The sequence below is a fragment of the Microbacterium sp. NPDC006705 genome, from assembly GCF_044903545.1.
Lineage (GTDB): Bacteria > Actinomycetota > Actinomycetes > Actinomycetales > Microbacteriaceae > Microbacterium > Microbacterium plantarum.
This window is the reverse complement of record NZ_JBJDQQ010000001.1, coordinates 743,668-767,488: the sequence shown is the minus strand read 5'-3', so window position 1 is coordinate 767,488 and position 23,821 is coordinate 743,668. Positions and strand designations below refer to the sequence as shown.

Here is a 23,821-nt window from a genome sequence, read left to right as displayed (position 1 = left end):
CATGCCGCAACGCGCGCTCCCGGTTCCCGACGGGCTCGACGGCGTCCGTGTCGACGCCGCGCTGGCCAAGCTGCTCGGGTTCTCACGGACTTTCGCCGCGGAGGTGGCGGCTGCGGGTGGTGTGACGCTCGACGGTCGCACGCTCGGGAAGTCCGACAAGCTCGCCGCCGGAGCGTGGCTCGACGTGTTCTGGGAGGAGCGAGCAGAGGCTCAGATCGTCCCAGTCGCGGTTCCCGACCTCGGCATCGTGCACGACGATGACGACATCGTGGTCGTCGACAAGCCGGCGGGTGTCGCCGCCCATCCCTCGCTCGGCTGGGACGGCCCGACCGTGCTCGGCGCTCTGGCCGCTGCCGGCTATCGCATCGCGACGACCGGGGCGGCCGAGCGCCAGGGCGTGGTGCACCGCCTGGATGTCGGCACGAGCGGTCTCATGGTCGTCGCGAAGAGCGAACCCGCCTACGTCGCCCTCAAGCGCGCATTCAAGGAGCGTGAGGTCGAGAAGATCTATCACGCGGTGGTGCAGGGTCACCCCGACCCGCTCTCGGGGACGATCGACGCCCCGATCGGCCGTCACCCGTCGCACTCCTGGAAGTTCGCCGTCACTCCGACGGGGAAGGACTCGGTCACCCACTACGAGACGCTGGAGGCGTTCGTCGGCGCCTCCCTGCTCGAGATCCACCTGGAGACCGGTCGCACCCATCAGATCCGCGTGCACATGGCCGCTCACCGGCATCCGTGCGTCGGCGACCCGCTCTACGGTGCCGACCCGACACTGTCCGCCCGGCTCGGGTTGACGCGTCAATGGCTGCACGCTCATCGCCTCGCATTCGAACACCCCGTGACGGGGGAGTGGTCGGCGTTCACGTCGCCCTACGCCCCCGACCTCGCGCGCGCCCTCGAGATCCTCAGCGGCGACTGACGGGTCGCCCCGCGTTCGCCCCTCGCGTCGCGATCACGGCTCGCCGAGCCGATCGGCGAGAGCACGCGCCTCGCGACGCCCTGCGATGAGTCGATCAGACAGGCCGTCGTGCGCAGACTCGAGGGCACTGGCATCGCCGTGGGCGCGGAGCAGAGCGAGCCCGCCGCGGAGGTTCGTCGCCGCGCCGCCCAGGCCCGCGGCGACTGTGTCAGCGGCGACGGCGACGTCCGACATGAGGTGGCGGTTGCCGACGTCGGCGAGCAAGCGCACCTCGTCCCACACGCCGAGCGCGATCTCGCCGAGGGCAGCCGACGTCTCGATGGCGCGGGTCGCCGCATCGACGATGCGACGGTCGCGCTCGCCCGGGTCGTCGTCCGGCCTCAGCGCCGCACCGAGCGCGCCCGACGCCCGGCCGTCGTCGTCAGCCGCGGCGATGGCCGCGTCGCGGAGCCGTGCGAGACGGTCGTCGATCCCGTCCGCGGCCGGCTCCGCGGAGCTGTAGCGGCTCACCATCTGAGCGAGTGCCGCCGCGACGGCCGTCACGACTCCGCTGGCCGCTCCGCCGCCGGGGTCGCCGTTGTCCCGCGCGAGGGCGTCGAGCAGGTCGCCCAGGGCGACGCGCGAGCTCACCGGCCGCCCCGGAACGTCGCCGGGTCATCCTCGGCGACGGCGAGGGCGATCTTGCGGACGTGCTCGGGCGCGACGTCGATCATCTGTCCGAGGTCGTAGAACCCGGCGTCGGTCAGCTCGCCGTCCGCGGGGTGCGGATCGCCCGAGACCCAGGAGCACCGGAACACCAGGTCGAGGTAGTCGACCTGATCGCCGTTGGCGTACACGATGCGGGGGATCTGGTGCACGAGGGCGAGGCGCTCCGCACGGACGACGACGCCCGCCTCTTCGAGACACTCGCGGACCGCGGCGTCTGCAGGCTCCTCACCCGGGTCGACGATGCCGGAGACCGGCTGCCAGCTCCCGTTGTCGGCGCGCTTGCCCAGAAGCACCTTCTCATCGCGGAACACCACGGCGGTGACCCCCACGAGGGGCAGCGGAGCGGTGCCGATCTTCTTGCGCAGATCGAGGACGAAGTCGGGAGTGGCCATGGGCCCAGCCTAGGACCGGTGTCCGAGCCCGAACGTAGACTCGTCTGGTGGCATCCGACTCCTTCGTTCATCTGCACGTGCACAGCGAGTACTCGATGCTCGACGGTGCAGCCAAGATCGCGGCCATGACTCAGGCGGCGGCTGACTACGGCATGCCCGCGATCGCGGTGACCGACCACGGCAACACGTTCGCCGCCTTCGAGTTCTACCGTGCCGCGAAGGCGGCCGGCGTCAAGCCGATCATCGGTCTCGAGGCTTACGTGACGCCGGGAACGCACCGCAGCGACAAGTCGCGCGTGGCGTGGGGATCGCCCGAGCAGAAGAGCGACGACGTCTCCGGTTCCGGCGCCTACACCCACATGACGATGTGGAGCCAGAGCACCGAGGGCATGCACAACCTCTTCCGGCTGAGCTCCCTGTCGAGCATGGAGGGCTACTACTTCAAACCGCGCATGGACCGCGAGCTGCTGCAGACCTACGGCAAGGGGCTCATCGCGACGACGGGCTGCCCCTCGGGGGAGGTGCAGACGCGGCTCCGCCTCGGTCAGTACGACGCCGCTCGCGCCGCGGCCGCCGAATTCCAGGACATCTTCGGCAAGGAGAACTACTTCGCCGAGATCATGGATCACGGCCTGTCGATCGAGCGCCGGGTGATGACCGACCTGCTGCGGCTGGCGAAAGACCTCGACATCCCGCTCGTCGCGACCAACGACTCGCACTACACGCATCAGCACGAGGCCGATGCGCACGCGGCGCTCCTCTGCGTGCAGTCAGGCTCGACGCTCGACGATCCGAACCGCTTCAAGTTCGACGGCGACGGCTACTACATCAAGACGGCCCAGGAGATGCGGCAGCTGTTCCGCGACCACCCCGAGGCGTGCGACAACACCCTGCTGATCGCCGAGCGCTGCGAGGTCGAGTTCAACACCTCGGCCAACTACATGCCGCGGTTCCCCGTACCCGACGGCGAGACCGAAGACAGCTGGCTCGTGAAAGAGGTCGAGGCGGGGCTCCACTACCGATACCCCGGCGGCATCCCCGACAAGGTGCGCAAGCAGGCCGAGTACGAGACGGGCATCATCCTCCAGATGGGCTTCCCGGGCTACTTCCTCGTCGTCGCCGACTTCATCAACTGGGCGAAGGACAACGGCATCCGGGTCGGTCCCGGGCGTGGCTCGGGCGCCGGATCGATGGTGGCCTACGCGATGCGCATCACCGACCTCGATCCTCTCGAGCACGGTCTCATCTTCGAGCGGTTCCTCAACCCCGATCGTGTCAGCATGCCCGACTTCGACGTCGACTTCGACGACCGTCGCCGCGGCGAGGTCATCGAGTACGTGACCGAGAAGTACGGCTCCGAGCGCGTCGCGCAGATCGTCACCTACGGCACGATCAAGTCGAAGCAGGCACTGAAGGATGCCGGCCGCGTGCTGGGGTTCCCCTTCAGCATGGGCGAGAAGCTCACCAAGGCGATGCCGCCGGCGGTGATGGGCAAGGACATGCCGCTGGACGGCATGTACAACAAGGAGCACCCGCGGTTCAAGGAAGCCAGCGAGTTCCGCGCCTTGATCGACACCGATCCCGAGGCGAAGACCGTGTTCGATCGCGCCCTCGGGCTCGAGGGCCTGAAGCGGCAGTGGGGCGTGCACGCGGCCGGCGTCATCATGTCGTCGGAGCCGCTGCTCGACATCATCCCCATCATGCGTCGCGAGCAGGACGGTCAGATCGTCACGCAGTTCGACTACCCCTCGTGCGAGACGCTCGGTCTCATCAAGATGGACTTCCTGGGGCTGCGCAACCTCACGATCATCTCGGATGCGCTCGATAACATCCGCATGAACCGGGGTGAGGAGCTCGACCTCGAGCATCTCGCGCTCGACGACCGCCCGGCCTACGACCTGCTCACCCGCGGCGACACGCTCGGGGTGTTCCAGCTCGACGGCGGACCGATGCGATCGCTGCTCCGCCTGATGAAGCCCGACAACTTCGAGGACATCTCGGCTGTCATCGCGCTGTACCGGCCGGGCCCCATGGGCGCGAACTCGCACACGAACTACGCACTGCGCAAGAACGGCCTGCAGCCGATCACGCCGATCCACCCCGAGCTCGAAGAGCCGCTGCGCGACATCCTCGACACGACCTACGGCCTGATCATCTATCAGGAGCAGGTCATGGCGATCGCGCAGAAGGTCGCCGGCTTCTCGCTCGGCCAGGCCGACATCCTCCGCCGCGCGATGGGCAAGAAGAAGAAGGCCGAACTCGACAAGCAGTACGAGGGCTTCTCGGGCGGTATGAAGGAACGCGGCTTCGGCGAGGGTGCTATCAAAGCGCTCTGGGACATCCTGCTCCCGTTCTCCGACTACGCGTTCAACAAGGCGCACTCCGCTGCGTACGGCCTGGTCTCGTACTGGACGGCCTACCTCAAGGCGCACTACCCCGCCGAGTACATGGCCGCACTCCTCACGAGCGTCGGCGATTCGAAGGACAAGATGGCGGTGTACCTCAACGAGTGCCGCCGCATGGGCATCAGGGTGCTGCCGCCCGACGTCGGCGAGTCGATCCGATACTTCGCCGCCGTCGGCGAGGACATCCGATTCGGTCTGGGCGCGGTGCGGAACGTCGGTGCCAACGTCGTCGACGGCATCATCGCGTCGCGGGCCGATGACAACTACGTCAGCTTCCACGACTTCCTCACCAAGGTCCCGCTCCACGTCGCGAACAAGCGGACCGTCGAGTCCCTCATCAAGGCTGGCGCGTTCGACTCACTGGGCTCGACCCGCCGCGCCCTGATGGAGATCCACGAGGACGCGGTCGAAGCCGCGGTCGACGCGAAGCGCAAGGCCGCGACCGGTGCGATCGGATTCGATTTCGACAGCCTGTACGACGAGGCCGAGGAAGTCATGCCGGCCAAGGTGCCCGAGCGGCCCGAATGGACGAAGAAGGACAAGCTGGCCTTCGAGCGCGAGATGCTCGGACTCTACGTGTCCGACCATCCGCTCGCCGGGCTGGAGATCCCGCTGGCCAAGCACGCCTCCACCTCGATCCACGACCTGCTGGCGTCGGATGACGTCCAGGACGGCGATCAGGTCACCGTCGCCGGGCTCGTCACGAGCGTGCAGCACCGCGTCGCCAAGCAGAGCGGCAACCCCTACGGCATGATCACCGTCGAGGACTTCGATGGTGAAGTGACCGTGATGTTCATGGGGAAGACGTATACGGAGTTCCAGAGCATGCTCGTGGCCGACTCGATCCTCGTCGTCCGAGGGCGGGTGTCGCGACGCGACGACGGGCTGAACCTGCACGGCCAATCCGCGTTCTCTCCCGACCTCGGTTCATTCGATGCCGCCGGGCCGCTCGTGCTGCTGCTTCCGGAGCAGCGTGCGACGGAGTCGACGATCGGCGAGCTGGCGGCCGTCCTGCGTCGTCACAGCGGTGAGACCGAGGTGTCGCTGAAGCTCCACAGGGCGGGTACGGCGAAGGTGTTCGAGGTGCCGCATCCGGTACGCGTCACGCCCGATCTCTACGGTGAGCTCAAGGGACTTCTGGGACCTCAGTGTCTGGGTTGAGCCGGGTAGGATTCCACCGCAGCGCAACCGCCGCGACGAAGGGAACATCGTGACCGACGAGAAGAACATCCACTCCGACGACGGCCGTCCCGAGGACGCAGCGCCCGGCGTTGCCGAGCCGGCACACGAGACCACAGCCACCGACGACTTCGACGGTGCGCAGACCGACGCGGCCTCGGACGCGTTCGCGCCCGCAGCGGATGCAGCGGTCGTGATCGACGAGTCCGCGGTCGAGCCCGTCGTGATCGAGGAGCCCGCCGAGCACGCCCCGGTCGACGACGCGGCGGAGATGCCGGCGTCATCCGAAGGCACCTCTGCCGCGTCCGCCGTGGCCGGGCAGACCTCGGTCCTTCCCGGCTCGGACGAGCGCGGCGCGCAGTCCGCCGTGGGCTCGTCGGGGGAGGCGCCGCCGCAGTACGGCGTGGGTCCGCTCTCGATCCGCGAGGTCGCTCTCGCCGGCGTCTGGGCTGTCGCGTTCATCTGCTCGTTCTTCCCCGTGTACGGCCGCTTCGGTGCCGGGGTGTCGGTGTGGGGCGCGGGGATCGACTGGATCCTGACGATCGGCGTGCCCACGGTCGCGGTCTTCCTGGTGCTGCTGCGCCGCTTCTCGCCGCAGGGCATCCGCCGTGTCGGCTCCCTCGGCATCGATCAGTTCGCGTCGGTCGCCTTCTCGGTCTCCGCCACCGTGTGGCTCGGGATCATCTGGAGCTCGTTCGCGGGCCTCGCACAGTCCGGCGTGTTCCTCGCGAGCTGGGTCGTGTGGGTCGAGGTGATCCTGGCTCTGGCGGGGGTCGTGCTCACCGTCGTCGCGCCCCACCTTCCCGTTCTCGGCGACGATTTCGCGCACCGGCCCGAATCGCCGGCGCACCGGGTGGCGCGGGCGACGCGTCCGGTCGTCGCCCGGCCGGCATCCGCCCGCCCGGCCCCGCACACCGGCCCGTCGCACACCGCATCGGCGCACAGCGCTCCGCACGCAGCAGGCGCCGGCACCCCCGCCTACACCGGCTACGCGGCTCCGGCCGGCTACGCCGTCCCCGCGGAGGCTCCGGCATCCTCCGGCGCGCCCGAGTCGGCACCGGCCGACGCTGCGGAGCCGTTCGACACCGGCGCGACGACGGTCATCGAGCCCGTTGCCGCGCCCCAGGCGTTCTGGGCGCTCGTCCCGGATGAGCGCGATGTCCTCGACGAGATGGGTGCGCCGCTCTTCCGGATCGGGCCGACGGCATGGGCCCTCGTCATCGAGGATCGCGGCGAGGTCTTCGTGGTCCGCCACGAGGACGGCCGCGTCGGATATCTCCACGAGACCAGCGATGTCACGCGCGGCTGAGTCCGCCGCGGGCGCGCGCTAGCCTGGAACGATGCGCACTATCGATCTTCGCGGCCGTCGTCTGACGCCCGCCGAGTTGCTCGCCGCCGTTCCCCGGGCCGAAGCCGCCCGCGGGCTTGCCCTGGCTACGGCAGCTGAGATCGTGCATGATGTCGCCGCTCGCGGAGAGGTTTCGCTCCGTGAGCAGGCGGCTCGCTTCGACGGGGTCGAAGATCACGCGGTACGAGTTCCCGCTGAACACCTCGATGAGGCACTGGCGGGTATCTCGCCGGCCGTGAGAACTGCGATCGAGGAGTCAATCCGCCGCGTGCGGTTGGCGTCGGCCGCTCAGGTCCCGCCCGACCGGGTCACCGAGCTCGGCCCGGGTGCCCGCGTCGAGCAGCGCTGGCGACCCGTCCGGCGCGTCGGGGTCTACGTCCCCGGCGGTAAAGCGGTGTATCCCTCCAGTGTCGTGATGAACGTCGTGCCGGCGCAGGTCGCCGGTGTCGAGACGGTGGCGCTGGCTTCGCCTCCGCAGCGCGACCACGGCGGGCGTATTCACCCGGTGATCCTCGCGGCGGCACGTCTCCTCGGTATCTCGGAGGTCTACGCGATGGGCGGAGCCGGCGCGATCGGCGCGTTCGCGTACGGCGTCGACTCTCTCGAGCTCGATCCCGTCGATGTCATCTCCGGGCCGGGCAACAACTTCGTCGCCCTCGCGAAGCGCGTCGTCGCGGGCGTCGTCGGCACCGACTCCGAGGCCGGCGCCACCGAGATCCTGATCGTCGCCGACGATGAGGCCGATGCCGATCTCGTGGCTGCTGACCTTGTCAGCCAGGCCGAGCACGACGAGCAGGCAGCCGCCGTCCTCGTCACGGACTCCGCCGATCTCGCCGCCGCGGTGGCGGAGCGGGTCTCAGTCCGTGCGGCCGGTACACGTCACGCGGACCGCGTCGCGATCGCCCTGGACGGCCCCCAGTCCGCGATCGTCCTCGTCGACGACATCCCGGCTGCGGCCGCGTTCTCGAACGCCTACGCGCCCGAGCACCTCGAACTGCACCTGCGCGATCCGCGTCCTGACGAGTACGTGAACGCGGGGGCCGTCTTCGTCGGTTCGCACACCCCGGTGAGCCTCGGCGACTATCTCGCCGGCAGCAACCACGTGCTCCCGACCGGGGGACAGGCGCGCTACGCCGCCGGTCTCGGTGCCGCGACCTTCCTGCGATCGCAGCAGGTGATCACCTATGACCGTGAGGCGCTGCGCGCGGTGCACGACGGCATCCTGGCTCTATCCGACTCGGAACAGCTTCCCGCGCACGGCGAAGCGGTCTCGGCGCGGTTCGACGCGTAATCTGGGCTCGTCATGCATTGCCCTTTCTGCCGCAATCCCGATTCCCGCGTCATCGACTCCCGCACGAGCGATGACGGCCTCAGCATCCGTCGCAGGCGCCAGTGCCCGAAGTGCGGCGGCCGTTTCTCGACGATCGAGACGGCGAGCCTCAACGTCATCAAGCGCTCGGGAGTCATCGAGCCGTTCAGCCGCGAGAAGGTGATGTCGGGCGTCCGCAAGGCGTGTCAGGGCAGACCGGTCACCGAGGCCGACCTCGCCGTACTGGCGCAGGCGGTCGAAGAGGCCGTGCGCCAGACCGGTTCGTCGCAGATCGACACGAACGAGATCGGCCTCGCGATCCTCGGACCGCTGCGCAATCTCGACGAGATCGCCTATCTGCGATTCGCGAGTGTGTACCAGGCGTTCGACACGCTCGAAGATTTCGAAGCAGCGATCGAACAGCTGCGTGCCGATCACATCGCGGCACGGACATCGGAGGGGTCGGACGCGCTCTAGGCTGGACGGCGATGTATCCGTTCATCTTCCGCACCGTCTTCTCGCGCATGGAGCCGGAGACGGCGCACCACCTGGTGGTCCCGGTCATCCGTCTGCTCGGCGTCCCGCCCTTCTCGACCATCGCCCGTGCGCTGACCCGTCCGGACGCGTCGCTTCGGACCGAGGCGCTGGGACTCGTCTTCGACTCGCCGTTCGGTGTGGCGGCAGGGTTCGACAAGAACGCGGTCATGGTGCGCGGGCTCGGCGCCCTCGGCTTCGGGCACGTCGAGATCGGTACCGTGACGGCTGTGCCGCAGGAAGGCAATCCCCGGCCTCGGCTGTTCCGGTTGATTCCGGATCGTGCGCTCGTCAACCGCATGGGCTTCAACAACCGCGGCGCGGCGGCCGCGGCATCCCGCCTCCGGCGTCTGCGTCGCGGCCGGAACCATGCCATCGTCGGAGCGAACATCGGCAAGAGCCGCGTCGTCGACGTCGAGCAGGCCACCGCCGACTACGTCACGAGCACGCGTCTGGTCGCCCCCGAGGCCGACTATCTGGTCGTCAACGTCTCGTCGCCCAACACACCCGGGCTCCGCGGACTGCAGGCGGTCGAGACGCTCCGCCCGCTGCTCGAGGCCGTGCGGGATGCGGCCGGCGCGACGCCCCTGCTGGTGAAGATCGCGCCCGACCTCGCGGATGACGAGGTCACCGCCATCGCGCGGATGGCCGTCGACGCCGGCCTGGCCGGCCTCATCGCCACGAACACCACGATCTCTCGCGACGGCCTGCTGACGGACGAGGCGACTATCGAGCAGATCGGCGCCGGCGGACTCTCGGGCGCGCCGCTTCGCCGTCGCGCGCTCGAGGTGCTGCGCGTGGTGCGGTCGGCCGTCCCCGATGATTTCTGCGTCATCGCAGCCGGGGGAGTGGAGACCGCGGTGGACGTGCAGGAGCGGCTGGCCGCGGGCGCCGATCTGGTTCAGGGGTACACCGCGTTCATCTACCGCGGCCCCCTGTGGGCACGGCAGATCAACCGTGGTCTGGTCGATCTCAGACGGGGCGCTGGCCGCGCTTGACCTGAGGCTTCGGCAGACGCATGAAGCGCATCTGGATCGAGCGCATCGCGCCGTACCAGCCGAGGCCCTTCTCCATGCGTTCTGCGCCGAACTTCGCTCGAACGGCCTTCTTCACGCGGATGCTGGTGATGACCATGTCGCCGATCACGAGCAGGATGAACGACCACAGGGCGATGAACGCGTAGAAGGTCACCGCGTTCGAGCCGAGGAACGTCACGATGATGACGAGCACCATCGCGCCCATGACGAGTTCGCCGAGGTGCCATCCGGCGTCGATGTAGTCGCGGACGAAACGACGCTGCGGTCCCTTGTCGCGCATCGGCAGATAGCGCTCGTCGCCGTTGGCCATACCGATACGCGCTTTGTCGCGGCGCTCGGCGAGCTCTGCGCGAGCGCGCGCCTTCGCTTCTTTGGTGTCCGGCACCAGAGGGCGCTTGCGGGCCGCCTCCTGGGCGGCGCGGCTGGGGGTGGGACGGTTCTTGCCGGAGCCCGTCGACGCCTGAGCGGCGTCGTCCGGAGCAGGGGCAGCGGGAGTTTTGGCCACGGGGATCCTCGGGTTCTGCGACGAACGTGCCTCTTAAGATTACCCGCATGACCTCCGAATCTCCTCGGTCCGTCGCTGTGCGCGACGCCGCCCTCTCCGCCGTCCCCGCCGCCCTCGCCGATCTCGGCGCGCTCGTGCGGATCCCCTCGGTCGCGTTCCCCGGATTCGACCGGGCCGAGGTGGAGCGCAGCGCCGCGGCCGTCGCCGATCTGGCGCGCGGGCTCGGCATCTTCGATCGCGTCGAGGTGGCGACGGCGACCATTCCGGAGACGGGTGAGGAGGGGATGCCGGCGGTGTTGGCGACTCGCGCTGCGCGCAATGGCCGGCCGACGATCCTCCTCTACGCGCACCACGATGTGCAGCCGGTCGGCGATGAGGCCCTGTGGGACTCCGCTCCCTTCGAGCCCACCGTCCGTGATGGTCGCCTGTACGGTCGCGGCGCAGCCGACGACAAGGCCGGGGTCATGGCACACATCGGCGCCCTGCGTGCTCTCGTCGAGGCGGCCGGCGAAGACTTCGACCTCGGCGTCAACCTCTTCATCGAGGGTGAGGAGGAAGCCGGGTCGGCGTCCTTCGCGGCATTCCTGTCCGACAACGCCGACGCCCTGCGTGCTGACGTGATCGTCGTGGCCGACTCCGGCAACTGGGATGCGACCACGCCTGCGCTCACCGTTTCGCTCCGGGGCAACGCGCGCTTCACGATGACGGTGCGCACACTCGAGCACGCGTCGCACTCGGGGATGTTCGGGGGAGCGGTCCCGGACGCGATGCTGGCGACGGTGAAGCTGCTCGCCACGCTCTGGGACGACGACGGCGGCGTCGCCGTGGAGGGACTGTCCGAGCGTGACGCGGAGACGCCGGAGTACTCAGAGGAGACGCTCCGTTCCGAGGCCGGTCTCCCGCCGGGTGTCTCGCCGATCGGATCGGGAACGATCCTCTCGCGCATCTGGAACAAGCCCTCCATCACGGTGACGGGCATCGACGCTCCCAGCGTGCGCAACGCATCGAACACGCTGAGTCCCGAGGTTTCCGTGGTGATCTCCGCCCGCGTGGCTCCGGGACAGTCCGCCGAAGAGGCGTACCAAGCGATCGAGGCCCACCTGCGCGCCCATGCACCGTTCGGTGCCCAACTGAGCTTCCGCGACATCGAGACCGGGAATCCGTTCCTCGTCGACACCAGCGGAGACGCCGTCGCGCACGCTCGCGCGGCCCTCGCTGAGGGCTACGGGGTCGATCCCGTGGACATCGGTGTGGGCGGGTCCATCCCGTTCATCGCGGACCTCGTGCGGGAGTTCCCGGCGGCCCAGATCCTCGTCACCGGTGTCGAAGACCCGCACGCCCGCGCCCACAGCCCGAACGAGTCGCTCCACCTCGACACCTTCCGGCACGCCCTCGTGTCCGAGGCGCTGCTGCTCGAGCGGTTGGACGCCAGTTCGCGCTGACGGTCACGACGTCGTCTCGGACCGACCCGCGGCCGGTGCTCACGCGTAGAATCGTGGCACCGGCCGCGTGTCTCGCGGCCCGAGACCTCGGGAGAATCATGACCGACATCGCCACGTCCGACACCGTCCGTGCCCACGGCGTCTCGCTGACCGATGAGGCGGCGCTCAAGGTGAAGAGCCTCCTCTCGCAGGAGAACCGCGACGACCTGCGTCTTCGGGTCGCCGTCCAGCCCGGCGGCTGCAGCGGACTGATCTACCAGCTCTACTTCGACGAGCGGTTCCTCGACGGCGACAAGGCCGTCGAGTTCGACGGCGTCGAGGTCATCGTCGACGACATGTCCGTGCCCTACCTCGACGGCGCGACGATCGACTTCAAGGACACGATCTCGGAGCAGGGCTTCACGATCGACAACCCCAACGCGGCGGGCTCGTGCGCGTGCGGCGACAGCTTCCACTGAGCCTCGCCCGCGACATCCCCCGTCTCCGACATCCTGAATGGATGGCCTGAATAGGGTGAAAGCTTGCCCTAGACTGAAGGTCGAACCATTCGTCCCGGAAAGGTGCACTGTGCGCTTCAAACGCCGCCTCCGCTGGGCCGTGATCCCACTCGGGATCGTCACGGCAGTCTCCCTCGCAGCTTGTACACCGACGGAGCTGAACGGCTACCTCCCGGGCTTCACCGACGACGGTACGCAGGCGACGAACCGCACCGAGATGGTGTCGGGCCTCTGGGTGAACTCCTGGATCGTGCTCCTGGCCGTCGGCGTGCTGACGTGGGGCCTCATGGCCTTCGCCGCGATCGCGTACCGCCGCCGCCGCGGTCAGACGGGTCTGCCGGTCCAGCTGCGCTACAACATGCCGATCGAGATCTTCTACACGATCGTGCCGCTCATCCTCGTGATCGGGTTCTTCGCCTTCACGGCGCGCGACCAGTCGATCCTCGAGACGCAGTACGACGATCCCGAGGTCTCGATCACGGCGATCGGCAAGCAGTGGGCGTGGGACTTCCAGTACAACGGCGACGAGTCCGATAACTCCGACGCGGTTTGGACGATGGGCGTCCAGGCGCAGCCCGACGCCAACGGCGACATCGACCAGGCAGAGCTGCCGACGCTCGTTCTGCCGGTCAACAAGGAGGTCAAGATCAACCTCCAGTCGCGCGACGTCATCCACTCGTTCTGGGTCATCGACTTCCTCTACAAGAAGGACATGTACCCGCACCGCGACACCAACTCGTGGTCCTTCGTCCCCACCCGCGAGGGAACGTACGCCGGCAAGTGCGCCGAGCTGTGCGGCGAGTACCACTCGATGATGCTGTTCAACGTCAAGGTCGTGTCCGAGCAGGAGTACGAGGAGTACCTCGAGTCCCTGCGCGAGAGCGGCCAGACCGGCGACATCAACACGGCATATGACCGCCTCCAGAACGCTCCGGGAACGGGCGCGGTCACCGACGACTCCGGTGAGGGAAGCCACTGATGGCTACGACACTTCCGCTTCAGGGCGAACAGCCCGCAGGCCGCCCCACGACCCTGCCGCCGCGCCAGGCGGCCCTGCTCAGCGCATCGCGCGTCGAGCAGAAGGGCAACATCATCGTCAAGTGGATCACCTCCACCGACCACAAGACGATCGGGTACATGTACCTCATCGCCTCGGTGATGTTCTTCCTTCTCGGCGGCGTGATGGCACTCATCATCCGTGCTGAGCTCTTCGAGCCCGGCATGCAGATCGTGCCGACCAAGGAGCAGTACAACCAGCTCTTCACGATGCACGGCACGATCATGCTGCTGATGTTCGCGACGCCGCTGTTCGCGGGCTTCGCGAACGCGATCCTGCCGCTGCAGCTCGGCGCGCCCGACGTCGCCTTCCCGCGTCTGAACGCTTTCGCCTTCTGGCTGTTCCTCTTCGGCTCGATCATCGCGATCTCGGGCTTCCTGACCCCGCAGGGCGCCGCGTCGTTCGGTTGGTTCGCGTACCAGCCGCTCGCGAACGCGACGTTCTCGCCGGGAGCCGGAGGAAACCTCTGGATGCTCGGTCTGGGCATGAGCGGTTTCGGCACGATCCTCGGCGCGGTGAACTTCATCACCACGATCATCACGATGCGCGCGCCCGGCCTCACCATGTGGCGCATGTCGATCTTCTCGTGGAACACCCTCGTCACGAGCATCCTGATCCTGATGGCGTTCCCGGTTCTGGCGGCTGCGATCTTCGCGGCGGCATCCGACCGTGTCCTCGGCTCGCACATCTACGACACCGCCAATGGCGGAGTCCTGCTGTGGCAGCACCTGTTCTGGTTCTTCGGCCACCCCGAGGTCTACATCATCGCGCTGCCGTTCTTCGGCATCGTCTCCGAGATCCTCCCGGTGTTCAGCCGCAAGCCGATCTTCGGATACAAGACGCTGATCTACGCCACCATCGCGATCGCTGCCCTGTCGGTGGCGGTGTGGGCGCACCACATGTACGTCACGGGTGCTGTGCTCCTGCCGTTCTTCGCGCTGATGACGATGCTCATCGCGGTTCCGACCGGTGTGAAGATCTTCAACTGGATCGGAACGATGTGGCGGGGCTCCGTCACGTTCGAGACGCCCATGGTCTTCACCCTCGGCTTCCTCGTCTCGTTCGTCTTCGGCGGTCTCACCGGTGTCATCCTCGCGTCGCCGCCGCTCGACTTCCACCTCTCCGACTCGTACTTCGTCGTGGCTCACTTCCACTACGTCGTGTTCGGCACCGTCGTGTTCGCGATGTTCGCGGGCTTCTACTTCTGGTGGCCGAAGTGGACCGGGCGCATGCTCAACGAGCGTCTCGGCATGGTGCACTTCTGGATGCTGTTCATCGGCTTCCACATGACGTTCCTCATCCAGCACTGGCTGGGTGTCGACGGAATGGTGCGTCGCTACGCGGATTACTCGGCGGCTGACGGCTGGACGTGGCAGAACCAGGTCTCGACCATCGGCGCGATCATCCTCGGCGCTTCGATGATCCCGTTCTTCCTGAACGTCTGGATCACCTCGCGCACCGCCCCCAAGGTCACAGTCAACGACCCGTGGGGCTACGGAGCGTCGCTCGAGTGGGCGACGAGCTGCCCGCCGCCGCGACACAACTTCACGTCGATCCCGCGTATCCGCAGCGAGCGGCCGGCGTTCGACCTGAACCACCCCGAGGCCGCCATCCCGGTCGGCGTGGGCCCCGCGAAGGACGCCCCCGATGCACCGGTTGTGGATGTCGCCGATGGAGAGGTGAAGTAAGCCGTGAAGACCAACATCAACCTGTGGTGGGTGCTCACCTGGTTCTTCTTCGCGGTGTTCATCACCTACACCGTGTGGAACCTCGTTGCTCACACCGACCAGGGTGTCTGGTGGCACCGCATCGAGTGGGTCGGTTCGACCGCCCTCCTGTTCACCGGCTTCATGGGCGCGATGATCGCGTTCTACGTCTCGCGCGTGCACAAGGCGCAGGGCGGCGAGCTCCCGGAGGACTCGCTCACCGCTGACATCGACGACGGCGACCCCGAGGTCGGCGAGTTCAGCCCGTGGTCCTGGTGGCCGCTCGTGCTGGCTTTCGCTGCCTCGGTGTTCATCATCGGACTCGCGGTCGGCCAGTTCCTCCTGCCGATCGGGTTCGCGATCTTCATCGTGGCGATCGTCGGATGGGTCTACGAGTACTACCGCGGTTACTTCGCGCGCTGATCCCACGCGCTGCACGACGGCCATCGCACTCCGGTGCGGTGGCCGTCGCTATTTCCGGCATTGAGTGTGGCTAGGACGGTCGCCCCACCCGCCTCCCGCCTCGCCCCCTTGGCCCGCCTCGCCGGCGATGTGTGGACGCCACGCGCTGATCGCTGTACCGGGGTGCAATGTCCTCGCGACACCACGCCGCGCCCGAATGCTGGGGCTCGGCGCGTCGCCGCTGCTCTCTTGCATCCAGGCCCGGCCGACGGTCAGCGGGCGGAGCTATTCGGGGGATGACCTCTCGATGCGACACGACCTGGTGTCCGGCTAGGGAGCTCTGCGACGGCGGCCACGTCACCGTGCCGGCTGTCCGGATGCGGGGGCGTGCCCGGATGCCGGGACGTGCCCGGATGCCGGGGCGTGCCGCGATGCAATGGAACAGCATCGACACCCCGCCTCGGGCACGGCGGGCACGGGACGTTGCGCCTGAACCATTGCATCGCGGCACACATGCCGGCAGAGATGCGGCTGCAGACGACCCGGCGTGGGCGCGGTCGGCCTGGGCCGAGCCGGGACAGCCTCCACGACGTCAGGCGGCCGATGGGGGCCGTGAACGCCTCACGAGCGTCACATGAGGCCGTGGAACGCTCAGGAGCGTACGAGGGCCACCAGGGGGTCGGAGAGCCGGGGGAGGGGACCGTGCGCGTTCGCCACCGGGTAGCCCTCGCGAGCCCAGTACTCGAAGCCACCGATCATTTCACGCACCCGGTATCCGAGCTTGGCGAACTCGATCGCGGCGCGGGTGCCGCCGTTGCAGCCGGGGCTCCAGCAGTAGACGACGACGTCGAGTGAACGGTCGATCTCGTCCGCGGCGCGCACTGCGATCTCGCGGTGGGGGAGATGCACGGCTCCGACAGCGTGCCCCTGCGCCCATGCCTCGGCGCTGCGGACATCGACGAGCGTGAAGGGCTCGTCCGCGCGCTGCGCTTCGTAGACGTCGGAGGCATCCGTCTCATGCTCGAGCTTGGCGGTGAAGTAGGCGAGTGCATCAGTCATGGTGGACACGCTACGCAGACAGACGAACGGCGGGGTGCGACCGATCGGTCACACCCCGCCGTAATCCGGACAGGTCCGGGTCAGCTCTTCTTCGGCGCCTCGCCGTCGGCATCCTCATCGGGGACGATGATGTTCGACGGACGGTTCGCGGTCTCGACGCCCTTGCCATCATCGATGGGCTGATGCGGAGCGTTCGGGACACCGGCGCGCTCGTGGGCGCCCTGGATCTCGGCGTCCTCTTCTTCGCTGATGTGCTCGAGGTCGTGGTGGGCGTGTGCCCGCGCAGCCTCGATCTCTGCCTGAGTCAGGGGCGCGAGACGGTCTTCGAAGAACCAGCGCGAGAGTCCGGCACGAAGGTTCTCGTGCCACGGGATCTGACCCTTGTCGTTCGGGCGGACCACCAGGGGAGCGTTCGTGGTGTAGTCGACCAGCTTGACGAGCTCGTACTCGTCGACGGGCTGGTGCACCTCGATGTACTCGCCGCCGGGCAGACGCACGATGCGACCCGACTCGTAGCCGTGCAGAGCGATCTCGCGGTCCTTCTTCTGCAGCGCGATGCAGATGCGCTTCGTGACGAAGTACGCGATCACTGGCCCGAGGATCAGCAGCGCCTGCAGCGTGTGGATCACGCCTTCCATCGTCAGGTGGAAGTGCGTCGCGATGATGTCCGACGATGCAGCTGCCCACAGGACGGCGTAGAAGGTCACACCGGCTGCACCGATCGCGGTGCGGGTCGCCGCGTTGCGCGGGCGCTCGGCGATGTGGTGCTCACGCTTGTCACCGGTGACCCACGCCTCGATGAAGGGGTAGAGCATGACGATGACGATGAAGAGACCGAGTCCGACGAGCGGGACCAGGATGTTGAACGACCAGGTTCGGTCGAACAGCACGAACTCCCAGTGCGGCGGGACGAGGCGCAGCGCGCCGTCGGCGAAGCCGATGTACCAGTCGGGCTGCGTACCGGCCGACACGGGGGAGGGGTCGTACGGGCCGTAGTTCCAGATCGGGTTGATCGTGAACAGGGCCGCGATGAGCACCAGCACGCCGAAGGTGATGAAGAAGAAGCCGCCCATCTTCGACATGTAGACCGGCATCATCGGGTAGCCCACGACGTTGTTGTTCGTCCGCGCGGGGCCGGCGAACTGCGTGTGCTTGTTCACGATCATCAGCATCAGGTGCAGCGCGAGCAGCGCGACCAGGATGGCCGGCAGCAGCAGGATGTGCAGCGCGTACAGGCGCCCCACGATCTCGGTGCCCGGGAACTCGCCGCCGAACAGGAGGAACGACGTCCAGGTTCCGATCAGCGGGATGCCCTTGATCATGCCGTCGATGATGCGCAGACCGTTGCCCGACAGAACGTCATCGGGCAGCGAGTATCCGGTGAAGCCCTCTGCCATCGCGAGGATGAAGAGGATGAACCCGATGACCCAGTTGAGCTCACGCGGCTTGCGGAACGCACCGGTGAAGAAGACACGCAGCATGTGCACGCCGATACCGGCGACGAACACGAGCGCCGCCCAGTGGTGCAGCTGACGCACGAGGAGGCCGCCGCGGATGTCGAACGAGATCTCGAGGGTCGAGGCCATGGCCGCCGACATCTCGAGGCCGCGCATCGGTGCATAAGCGCCGTAATAGTGCGTCTCCGCCATCGACGCCTCGAAGAAGAACGTCAGGAACGTTCCCGAGAGCAGGACGACGACGAACGACCACAGCGCGATCTCGCCGAGCATGAACGACCAGTGGTCGGGGAAGATCTTCCGGCCCAGCTCCTTGACGAGGCCCGAGATGCTCGTGCGCTCGTCGAGGTAGTTCGCGACGCCGCCGACGAACTTGCCGCCGAGCGGCTTGTCCGAGGGACGGGTCGGGCCGTCAGCGTGGACCGCGGGTGCGGTCGTGACGTTCTCCGTGGGGTGGGTGGAGGTGCTCAATGACGCTCCCAGAAGCTCGGGCCGACGGGTTCGGTGAAGTCGCTGCGTGCGATCAGGTAGCCCTCGTCGTCGACGGTGATCGGGAGCTGCGGCAGCGGACGTGCTGCGGGGCCGAAGATGACGGCCGCCGCGTTGGTCACGTCGAACTGCGACTGGTGGCACGGGCACAGCAGGTGGTGGGTCTGCTGCTCGTAGAGGGCGACCGGGCATCCGACGTGCGTGCACACCTTGGAGTACGCGACGATGCCGTCGTACGACCAGTCCTTGCGGTCATCCGCCTCGTTCAGCTGCTCGGGGAGCAGACGCATGAGGAGGACGATGGCCTTGGCCTTCTCCTCGAGGTAGCCGTCGTGGTGCGCGAGCGTCGCGAGGGACTCGGGGATGACGTGCACGGCGGAGCCGAGCGTCAGGTCGGCGGCGCGGATCGGCTTGCCGGTCGGGTCGTGCGCCAGGCGCATGCCCTCTTCCCACATCGTGTGCTTGAGCAGGTGAACCGGGTCGCCCGCGTGCGGGTGCTCGGGCGAGCTGTGCGGCGCGAGACCGCGGAACAGCGTGATCCCCGGGAGGACGGATGCCGCGAGCGCCACAAAAAGCGAGTTGCGCACCATCGTGCGGCGGCCGAAGCCCGACTCGTTGTTCGCGTCCGCGAAGACCTGAACCGCCGCGGCGCGGGTCTTCTCGCTGCCACGCGTCGAGTGGCGCTCCTCGATGAACTCGGTGTCGTTCATCACGGCCTTCGACCAGTGGATCGCGCCGATGCCGATGGCGAGGAGGGCGGTCGCGATGCCCAGACCGATGAACAGGTTGTTGCGACGGATGTCGCTGATCATCCCGCTCTCGATCGGGAAGATCAGGTACGCCGCGATGGCCCAGATGCTTGCCGCTGCGGACAGGTAGAACAGGGTGTACACCGTGCGGACCGCGCGCGTCATGGCGGCGGGGTCCTTGTCGGTCATGCGCTTGCGGTGGGGTGCGAGCCCGGGGTTGTGCACCGGGTCGGACACCGCTACGGCGAGCCCCGATGAGGGCACCGGGGAAGCAGGAACCTGCTCGGGCGCCTTCTCGTCAGCCATTTTGCTCCTTGTGCGTTGCTTCGATCGTCACGGTTCTCAGTTCGACTTCGCGGTGATCCACACCGAGATGGCGACGAGCGAGCCGATGCCGAAGATCCAGATGAACAGACCCTCCGAGACGGGGCCGAGCGAACCGAGCGAGAAGCCGCCGGGCGAGTTCTCGGTCGGGCGCATCATCAGGTAGCTGATGATGTCGCGCTTCTCTTCGGTGGTGAGGGTCATGTCGTTGAAGACGGGCATGTTCTGCGGGCCCGTGACCATGGCTGCGTACATGTGCAGCGGCGACGTGGTCGTCAGCGGCGGTGCGTACTTGCCTTCGGTGAGTGCACCACCGGCGCCGGCGACGTTGTGGCACATCGCGCAGTTGATGCGGAAGAGCTCGGCACCGTGTGAGACGTCGCCTTCACCGTCGAGCGTTTCGGAAGCCGGGTAGGTCGGGCCGGGGGCCTCGGACTGGACCCAGGCCGCCATGGCCTCGATCTGCTCCTGCGTGAACTGAACGGGCTTCTGCGGAGCCTGCGGCCCCTGCATCTGCAGCGGCATGCGTCCTGTGGCCACCTGGAACTCGACAGACAGCTCGCCCACGCCGTAGAGCGAGGGGCCGTCGTTCGTGCCCTGCAGGTCGAGACCGTGACAGGTGGCGCAGTTGGCCTGGAACAGCTTCTTGCCGTCCTCGACCGTGAGCGTGGATGCCGTCTGCGTCGTGTCGCCCGCCGCCATCGCGGCGGTGGCGCCGGCGTAGCCTCCGCCGGTGACGAGCAGTCCGATGCCGATCAGCGCGGCGGCAGCCCACTTGCTGCGACGACCGCCGTTGCGGCGCGGGTTGTTGGATGCCATGGGTGAATCAGCTCCGGTTTACTTCAGGAAGTAGATGACGGCGAACAGGACGAGCCACACCACGTCGACGAAGTGCCAGTAGTACGACACGACGATGGCGGACGTCATCTCTTTCCGGCCGAAGTTCTTGACGGCGAAGGCGCGCCCGATGACGAGGAGGAACGCCACGAGACCACCGGTGACGTGGAGGGCGTGGAAGCCGGTGGTGATGTAGAACGCGGAAGCGTACGAGTCGGCCTGGATGGGCATGCCCTCGGCGACGAGCGTCGCGTACTCCCAGACCTGGCCGGAGACGAAGATCGCTCCCATGATGAAGGTCAGGAAGAACCACTCCACCATTCCCCACTTGCGGAGGTTCCAGAAGGAGCCCGACCGGTAGGGGCGGAAGTGCTCGGCGTTGTGGACACCGATCTGCGCCGTCACCGACGACAACACGAGGATGAGCGTGTTGACCGCGGCGAACGGGATGTTCAGCAGTTCGGTGCGGTCGGCCCACAACTCAGGAGAGGTGTTGCGCAGGGTGAAGTAGATCGCGAAGAGCCCCGCGAAGAACATCACCTCGCTGCCGAGCCACACGATGGTGCCCACAGCGACCGGGTCCGGCCGCTTGACCGAGCGCAGGGCCTGGGAATACGTCGCTGGAGTGGTCGTCACGGCATCCATTATGGCCGATCTGGAGGGTGGTTTCTGCATCGCTGAAGGTCTGGTCGGATCGCGCCGCGGTTAGGGCGACCTAAGAATCAGCCGAAAGTCGCCCGACAACCGGCCGATAGGATCGTGTGTCATGGCTCAGTACGCGTGGCGCGACATCCTGACCGACCTTCTCGAGAAGCGCGATCTCAGCGTGTCGGCGGCGACCTGGGCGATGCGCGAGGTCATGGCCGGTCGCGCATCCGCCGCGCAGCTGGCCGGGTTCCTCGTGGCTCTTCGCGCTAAGGGGGAGACCGTCGACGAGATCGTCGGTTTCCGCGACGCGATCCTCGAGGCGGCGCTCCCTCTCGCTGTTCCGACCGACGCGCTCGACATCGTGGGGACCGGGGGCGACCGATTCGGCACGGTGAACGTGTCGACCATGGCGTCCATCGTCGCGGCTGCCACCGGCGTTCCCGTCGTCAAGCACGGCAACAAGGCGGCGAGCTCCAAGTCGGGCTCGTCGGACGTCCTCGCCGCACTGGGCATCGACCTCTCGCTCGACCCCGATGATGTGGCACGGGTGCTGCAGGAAGCGGGGATCACCTTCGCGTTCGCCTCGGCCTTCCACCCCGGATTCCGGCATGCCGGCGCGGCCCGAGCTGAGCTCGGCATCCCCACTGTCTTCAACTTCCTCGGGCCGCTCTGCAACCCGGCGCGCGCTGAGGCGAACGCGGTGGGCGTCGCGCACCTCGACCGGGTGCCGCTCATCACGGGCGTGTTCCGCACTCGCGGTGCGACCGCCCTGGTCTTCCGCGGTGACGACGGGCTCGATGAACTGACGACGACCGGCCACAGCCGCATCTGGGAGGTCAGCCGCGGCGACATCCACGAGCACGATCTGGATCCGCGTGATCTCGGGATGCCGCTCGCGCGCATCGAGGATCTGCTGGGCGGGGACCCGCAGCACAACGCCGCGGTCGTCCACCGGGTTCTGTCCGGAGAGACCGGGCCGGTGCGTGACATCGTGGTGCTGAACGCGGCGGCGGGAATCGTGGCGTACCGCCTGTGGCGGGATGCTGCCCAGGTGCAGCGCCCGATCCTCGAGCGCCTCGCGGAGGCGGCCGACGATGCGTCGCAGGCCCTCGACTCGGGCGCCGCTGCCGGCACTCTGGAGCGCTGGATCTCCGCGTCGGCCGGTTGAGGTCAGACCACATCGGTTTTTCACGGCATCGCGCGCACGGCGCCGAGAGCCCGGATGCATAGCGTGAGGCGCAACGCACCCGAGGAGGACCCGATGTCACACACCACCCCCACCGCCGATACGGTCGAAGCGCCCGTCCGCCGAGCCGGCCTCGTGAAGATCCTGGGCGTGCTCGGGATGCTGGGCGGAGTCGTGCTGATCATCGGCGGGCTCGTCGTCTGGTCGATCGTGTCGGGTCAGCTCCGTGCGGAGAACATCACCGTTCCGGAAGACGCGGCCGCCTTCCAGGGCCAGACCGTGGCTGGTCCGTTCACCGCATACGTGCAGGCGGACATCATCCAGCACCACGCACTCGACGCGTCCGGCGGCAAGACGTATGCCCAGCTGGATAAGGACGATCCCGTCCGGGCCACCATGATGAACGCGTCGTTCCTGCGCGCGTCGCTGTTCACTTCCGTCGTGTCGTTCGGCGTCGCCGCCTTCGCCATGGGCGTGGGTATCCTGTCGATCATCTTCGGCTTCGCGATTCACCGCCTGGCCTCGGCCCCGGTGGTCGTCCGCCGGTCGGCGGTCACCTCCGGCTGAACAGGGAGGAGCGAGGCCCGCGCCGCGGCGCGGGCCTCCGGCATGCATATGGAACCTGTCGACGCCCTGACCGAGATCGCCGAGCTGCTCGAGCGCGAACGGTCGTCGAAGTACAAGTCGAAGGCGTTCCGCGCCGCTGCCGACGCGATTCGAGATCTGCCGGACGACGTTCTCGACGACGTCTCCGCGCTGCGCCGACGTCCGGGGATCGGCGATCGCACGCTGACCGTGATCGTGGAAGCCCGCGCCGGCGGGGTGCCCGCATACCTCGCGGATCTGCGGGAGCGGCGCGGTGTGGTCGTCGCCGGCGAGCTCCGACGTCGACTCCGCGGCGACCTGCACTGCCACTCCGACTGGTCGGACGGGACGACCCCGATCGCCGAGATGGTCGCCGCGGCCCGGAACCTCGGGCATGAGTACCTCGCGTTGACCGACCACTCGCCGCGACTCCGGGTGGCCCGCGGGCTGTCTCCCGAGCGCCTGCGCGATCAGCTCGACGTCGTCGCCGGGATGAGCGGTGAGGGGTTCACGTTGCTCAGCGGCATCGAGGTGGACATCCTCGACGACGGGGCGCTCGATCAGGAGGACGAGCTGCTGCAGCGCCTCGACATCGTGGTCGCGTCGGCGCATTCGAAGCTGCGGATGGCCCGTGGGGCGATGACGCGACGCCTGGTGGCCGCCGCATCCGATCCCCGCGTCGACGTGCTCGGGCACGTGACCGGCCGACTGGTCGAAGGTTCCCGGGGGACGAGGCCGCCGTCCGAGTTCGATCCGGAGCCCGTCTTCGCGGCGTGCGTGGAACACGGGGTGGCGGTGGAGATCAACTCGCGGCCGGAGCGGCAGGACCCGCCAGACGACCTCATCGAACAGGCGATCGCGGCGGGGTGCCTGTTCTCGATCGACTCCGACGCTCACGCCCCGGGGCAGCTGTCGCTGATCGACTATGGGGCCGAGCGCGCGGAGCGGCTGGGGGTTCCCGCCGATCGCATCGTCACGACATGGCCTCTCGACCGGCTGCGGGAATGGACTGGTCGCACCCGCTCCTGAGAGCGCGGCGGTGGA

The 23,821-nt window shown here is 67.9% G+C and carries 22 protein-coding genes; 14 read left to right on the top strand and 8 right to left on the bottom strand.

All coding sequences use genetic code 11. The annotated features are described in order from the left end of the window. The first annotated feature begins 1 nt into the window (after nt 1). Nucleotides 2-922 (top strand): RluA family pseudouridine synthase, encoded by a 921-nt coding sequence (locus ACI2K6_RS03690; RefSeq protein WP_112613968.1) that lies wholly within the window; start codon nt 2-4, stop codon nt 920-922. Nucleotides 923-955: 33 nt separating this feature from the next. Here the strand turns inward: ACI2K6_RS03690 and ACI2K6_RS03685 are convergent, their stop codons facing one another. Both ACI2K6_RS03685 and ACI2K6_RS03680 read right to left on the bottom strand, forming a co-directional pair. After that, on the bottom strand, nt 956-1,552 hold the full coding sequence (locus ACI2K6_RS03685; RefSeq protein WP_112613970.1) for a cyclodeaminase/cyclohydrolase family protein: 597 nt from the start codon (nt 1,550-1,552) through the stop codon (nt 956-958). Beyond that, entirely contained in the window at nt 1,549-2,022 is a 474-nt protein-coding gene (locus ACI2K6_RS03680) for an NUDIX hydrolase (protein ID WP_404568101.1), read from the bottom strand. The genes ACI2K6_RS03685 and ACI2K6_RS03680 overlap by 4 nt, the downstream gene beginning before the upstream one ends. 47 nt (nt 2,023-2,069) lie before the next feature. Between ACI2K6_RS03680 and dnaE the strand changes: the two genes are divergently transcribed. The 5 genes from dnaE to ACI2K6_RS03655 are packed head-to-tail and all read left to right on the top strand — an operon-like array spanning nt 2,070 to nt 9,795. Then, the gene (dnaE, locus tag ACI2K6_RS03675; RefSeq protein ID WP_404568100.1) at nt 2,070-5,588 is read left to right on the top strand and encodes a DNA polymerase III subunit alpha; all 3,519 of its coding nucleotides are present in this window, start codon (nt 2,070-2,072) and stop codon (nt 5,586-5,588) included. A 49-nt stretch (nt 5,589-5,637) separates the two neighbouring features. Then, on the top strand, nt 5,638-6,915 hold the full coding sequence (locus ACI2K6_RS03670; RefSeq protein ID WP_282502382.1) for a hypothetical protein: 1,278 nt from the start codon (nt 5,638-5,640) through the stop codon (nt 6,913-6,915). Between the two features lie 31 nt (nt 6,916-6,946). After that, nucleotides 6,947-8,245, top strand: coding sequence for a histidinol dehydrogenase (gene hisD, locus ACI2K6_RS03665; protein ID WP_404568099.1), 1,299 nt, complete (start codon nt 6,947-6,949; stop codon nt 8,243-8,245). A 12-nt stretch (nt 8,246-8,257) separates the two neighbouring features. Beyond that, the gene (gene nrdR, locus ACI2K6_RS03660; RefSeq protein ID WP_112613978.1) at nt 8,258-8,740 is read left to right on the top strand and encodes a transcriptional regulator NrdR; all 483 of its coding nucleotides are present in this window, start codon (nt 8,258-8,260) and stop codon (nt 8,738-8,740) included. An 11-nt stretch (nt 8,741-8,751) separates the two neighbouring features. Then, nucleotides 8,752-9,795, top strand: a complete 1,044-nt coding sequence (locus ACI2K6_RS03655) for a quinone-dependent dihydroorotate dehydrogenase (protein ID WP_404568098.1) — start codon at nt 8,752-8,754, stop codon at nt 9,793-9,795. Here ACI2K6_RS03655 and ACI2K6_RS03650 read toward each other — a convergent pair. After that, nucleotides 9,770-10,339 carry a DUF3043 domain-containing protein gene (locus tag ACI2K6_RS03650; protein WP_112613982.1) on the bottom strand — a complete coding sequence of 190 codons (570 nt, stop codon included), beginning with the start codon at nt 10,337-10,339 and terminating at the stop codon, nt 9,770-9,772. The two genes, ACI2K6_RS03655 and ACI2K6_RS03650, sit on opposite strands and share 26 nt — an antisense overlap. A 47-nt stretch (nt 10,340-10,386) precedes the next feature. Between ACI2K6_RS03650 and ACI2K6_RS03645 the strand changes: the two genes are divergently transcribed. From ACI2K6_RS03645 to ACI2K6_RS03625, 5 genes are all read left to right on the top strand, one after another. Beyond that, the gene (locus tag ACI2K6_RS03645) at nt 10,387-11,781 is read left to right on the top strand and encodes a dipeptidase (protein ID WP_282502385.1); all 1,395 of its coding nucleotides are present in this window, start codon (nt 10,387-10,389) and stop codon (nt 11,779-11,781) included. Between the two features lie 98 nt (nt 11,782-11,879). Continuing rightward, the gene (erpA, locus tag ACI2K6_RS03640; protein WP_404568097.1) at nt 11,880-12,239 is read left to right on the top strand and encodes an iron-sulfur cluster insertion protein ErpA; all 360 of its coding nucleotides are present in this window, start codon (nt 11,880-11,882) and stop codon (nt 12,237-12,239) included. Nucleotides 12,240-12,348: 109 nt separating this feature from the next. Continuing rightward, nucleotides 12,349-13,257 (top strand): cytochrome c oxidase subunit II, encoded by a 909-nt coding sequence (gene coxB / locus ACI2K6_RS03635; RefSeq protein WP_114587897.1) that lies wholly within the window; start codon nt 12,349-12,351, stop codon nt 13,255-13,257. Continuing rightward, nucleotides 13,257-15,023, top strand: a complete 1,767-nt coding sequence (ctaD, locus tag ACI2K6_RS03630) for a cytochrome c oxidase subunit I (protein ID WP_112613988.1) — start codon at nt 13,257-13,259, stop codon at nt 15,021-15,023. Before coxB ends, ctaD begins: the two co-directional genes overlap by 1 nt. A gap of 3 nt (nt 15,024-15,026) precedes the next feature. Beyond that, nucleotides 15,027-15,464 carry a cytochrome c oxidase subunit 4 gene (locus ACI2K6_RS03625; protein ID WP_112613990.1) on the top strand — a complete coding sequence of 146 codons (438 nt, stop codon included), beginning with the start codon at nt 15,027-15,029 and terminating at the stop codon, nt 15,462-15,464. A gap of 630 nt (nt 15,465-16,094) precedes the next feature. Here ACI2K6_RS03625 and ACI2K6_RS03620 read toward each other — a convergent pair. The 5 genes from ACI2K6_RS03620 to ACI2K6_RS03600 all read right to left on the bottom strand — a co-directional run bounded on the left by ACI2K6_RS03620 (nt 16,095) and on the right by ACI2K6_RS03600 (nt 21,003). Further along, nucleotides 16,095-16,502, bottom strand: a complete 408-nt coding sequence (locus ACI2K6_RS03620; protein WP_269266586.1) for a rhodanese-like domain-containing protein — start codon at nt 16,500-16,502, stop codon at nt 16,095-16,097. A gap of 80 nt (nt 16,503-16,582) precedes the next feature. Beyond that, nucleotides 16,583-18,430, bottom strand: coding sequence for a ubiquinol-cytochrome c reductase cytochrome b subunit (locus ACI2K6_RS03615; RefSeq protein ID WP_112613992.1), 1,848 nt, complete (start codon nt 18,428-18,430; stop codon nt 16,583-16,585). Beyond that, the gene (locus ACI2K6_RS03610) at nt 18,427-19,503 is read right to left on the bottom strand and encodes a ubiquinol-cytochrome c reductase iron-sulfur subunit (protein WP_112613994.1); all 1,077 of its coding nucleotides are present in this window, start codon (nt 19,501-19,503) and stop codon (nt 18,427-18,429) included. Before ACI2K6_RS03610 ends, ACI2K6_RS03615 begins: the two co-directional genes overlap by 4 nt. A gap of 36 nt (nt 19,504-19,539) precedes the next feature. After that, entirely contained in the window at nt 19,540-20,340 is an 801-nt protein-coding gene (locus tag ACI2K6_RS03605; RefSeq protein WP_404568096.1) for a c-type cytochrome, read from the bottom strand. Between the two features lie 18 nt (nt 20,341-20,358). After that, nucleotides 20,359-21,003: a heme-copper oxidase subunit III gene (locus ACI2K6_RS03600; RefSeq protein WP_112613998.1), complete on the bottom strand. Its 645-nt coding sequence runs from the start codon at nt 21,001-21,003 to the stop codon at nt 20,359-20,361. A 121-nt stretch (nt 21,004-21,124) separates the two neighbouring features. On the opposite strand from ACI2K6_RS03600, the gene trpD reads away from it, so the two are divergent. The 3 genes from trpD to ACI2K6_RS03585 all read left to right on the top strand — a co-directional run bounded on the left by trpD (nt 21,125) and on the right by ACI2K6_RS03585 (nt 23,806). Continuing rightward, on the top strand, nt 21,125-22,174 hold the full coding sequence (trpD, locus tag ACI2K6_RS03595) for an anthranilate phosphoribosyltransferase (RefSeq protein WP_323987508.1): 1,050 nt from the start codon (nt 21,125-21,127) through the stop codon (nt 22,172-22,174). Between the two features lie 93 nt (nt 22,175-22,267). Continuing rightward, a complete protein-coding gene (locus tag ACI2K6_RS03590) occupies nt 22,268-22,759 on the top strand; it encodes an aromatic ring-opening dioxygenase LigA (RefSeq protein ID WP_404568095.1) in 492 nt (163 codons plus the stop codon). A 48-nt stretch (nt 22,760-22,807) separates the two neighbouring features. Next, a complete protein-coding gene (locus ACI2K6_RS03585) occupies nt 22,808-23,806 on the top strand; it encodes a PHP domain-containing protein (RefSeq protein WP_323987719.1) in 999 nt (332 codons plus the stop codon). The last annotated feature ends 15 nt before the right edge of the window (nt 23,807-23,821 follow it).

Excerpts from the sequence above, each read along its gene's own strand:
- ACI2K6_RS03600 (WP_112613998.1), bottom strand. The coding sequence starts at position 21,003 with ATGGATGCCGTGACGACCACTCCAGCGACGTATTCCCAGGCCCTGCGC.
- trpD (WP_323987508.1), top strand. The coding sequence starts at position 21,125 with ATGGCTCAGTACGCGTGGCGCGACATCCTGACCGACCTTCTCGAGAAG.
- ACI2K6_RS03605 (WP_404568096.1), bottom strand. The coding sequence starts at position 20,340 with ATGGCATCCAACAACCCGCGCCGCAACGGCGGTCGTCGCAGCAAGTGG.
- ACI2K6_RS03585 (WP_323987719.1), top strand. The coding sequence starts at position 22,808 with ATGGAACCTGTCGACGCCCTGACCGAGATCGCCGAGCTGCTCGAGCGC.
- ACI2K6_RS03645 (WP_282502385.1), top strand. The coding sequence starts at position 10,387 with ATGACCTCCGAATCTCCTCGGTCCGTCGCTGTGCGCGACGCCGCCCTC.
- ACI2K6_RS03655 (WP_404568098.1), top strand. The coding sequence starts at position 8,752 with ATGTATCCGTTCATCTTCCGCACCGTCTTCTCGCGCATGGAGCCGGAG.
- ACI2K6_RS03680 (WP_404568101.1), bottom strand. The coding sequence starts at position 2,022 with ATGGCCACTCCCGACTTCGTCCTCGATCTGCGCAAGAAGATCGGCACC.
- hisD (WP_404568099.1), top strand. The coding sequence starts at position 6,947 with ATGCGCACTATCGATCTTCGCGGCCGTCGTCTGACGCCCGCCGAGTTG.
- nrdR (WP_112613978.1), top strand. The coding sequence starts at position 8,258 with ATGCATTGCCCTTTCTGCCGCAATCCCGATTCCCGCGTCATCGACTCC.
- ACI2K6_RS03610 (WP_112613994.1), bottom strand. The coding sequence starts at position 19,503 with ATGGCTGACGAGAAGGCGCCCGAGCAGGTTCCTGCTTCCCCGGTGCCC.
- ACI2K6_RS03690 (WP_112613968.1), top strand. The coding sequence starts at position 2 with ATGCCGCAACGCGCGCTCCCGGTTCCCGACGGGCTCGACGGCGTCCGT.
- ACI2K6_RS03590 (WP_404568095.1), top strand. The coding sequence starts at position 22,268 with ATGTCACACACCACCCCCACCGCCGATACGGTCGAAGCGCCCGTCCGC.
- ctaD (WP_112613988.1), top strand. The coding sequence starts at position 13,257 with ATGGCTACGACACTTCCGCTTCAGGGCGAACAGCCCGCAGGCCGCCCC.
- ACI2K6_RS03620 (WP_269266586.1), bottom strand. The coding sequence starts at position 16,502 with ATGACTGATGCACTCGCCTACTTCACCGCCAAGCTCGAGCATGAGACG.
- erpA (WP_404568097.1), top strand. The coding sequence starts at position 11,880 with ATGACCGACATCGCCACGTCCGACACCGTCCGTGCCCACGGCGTCTCG.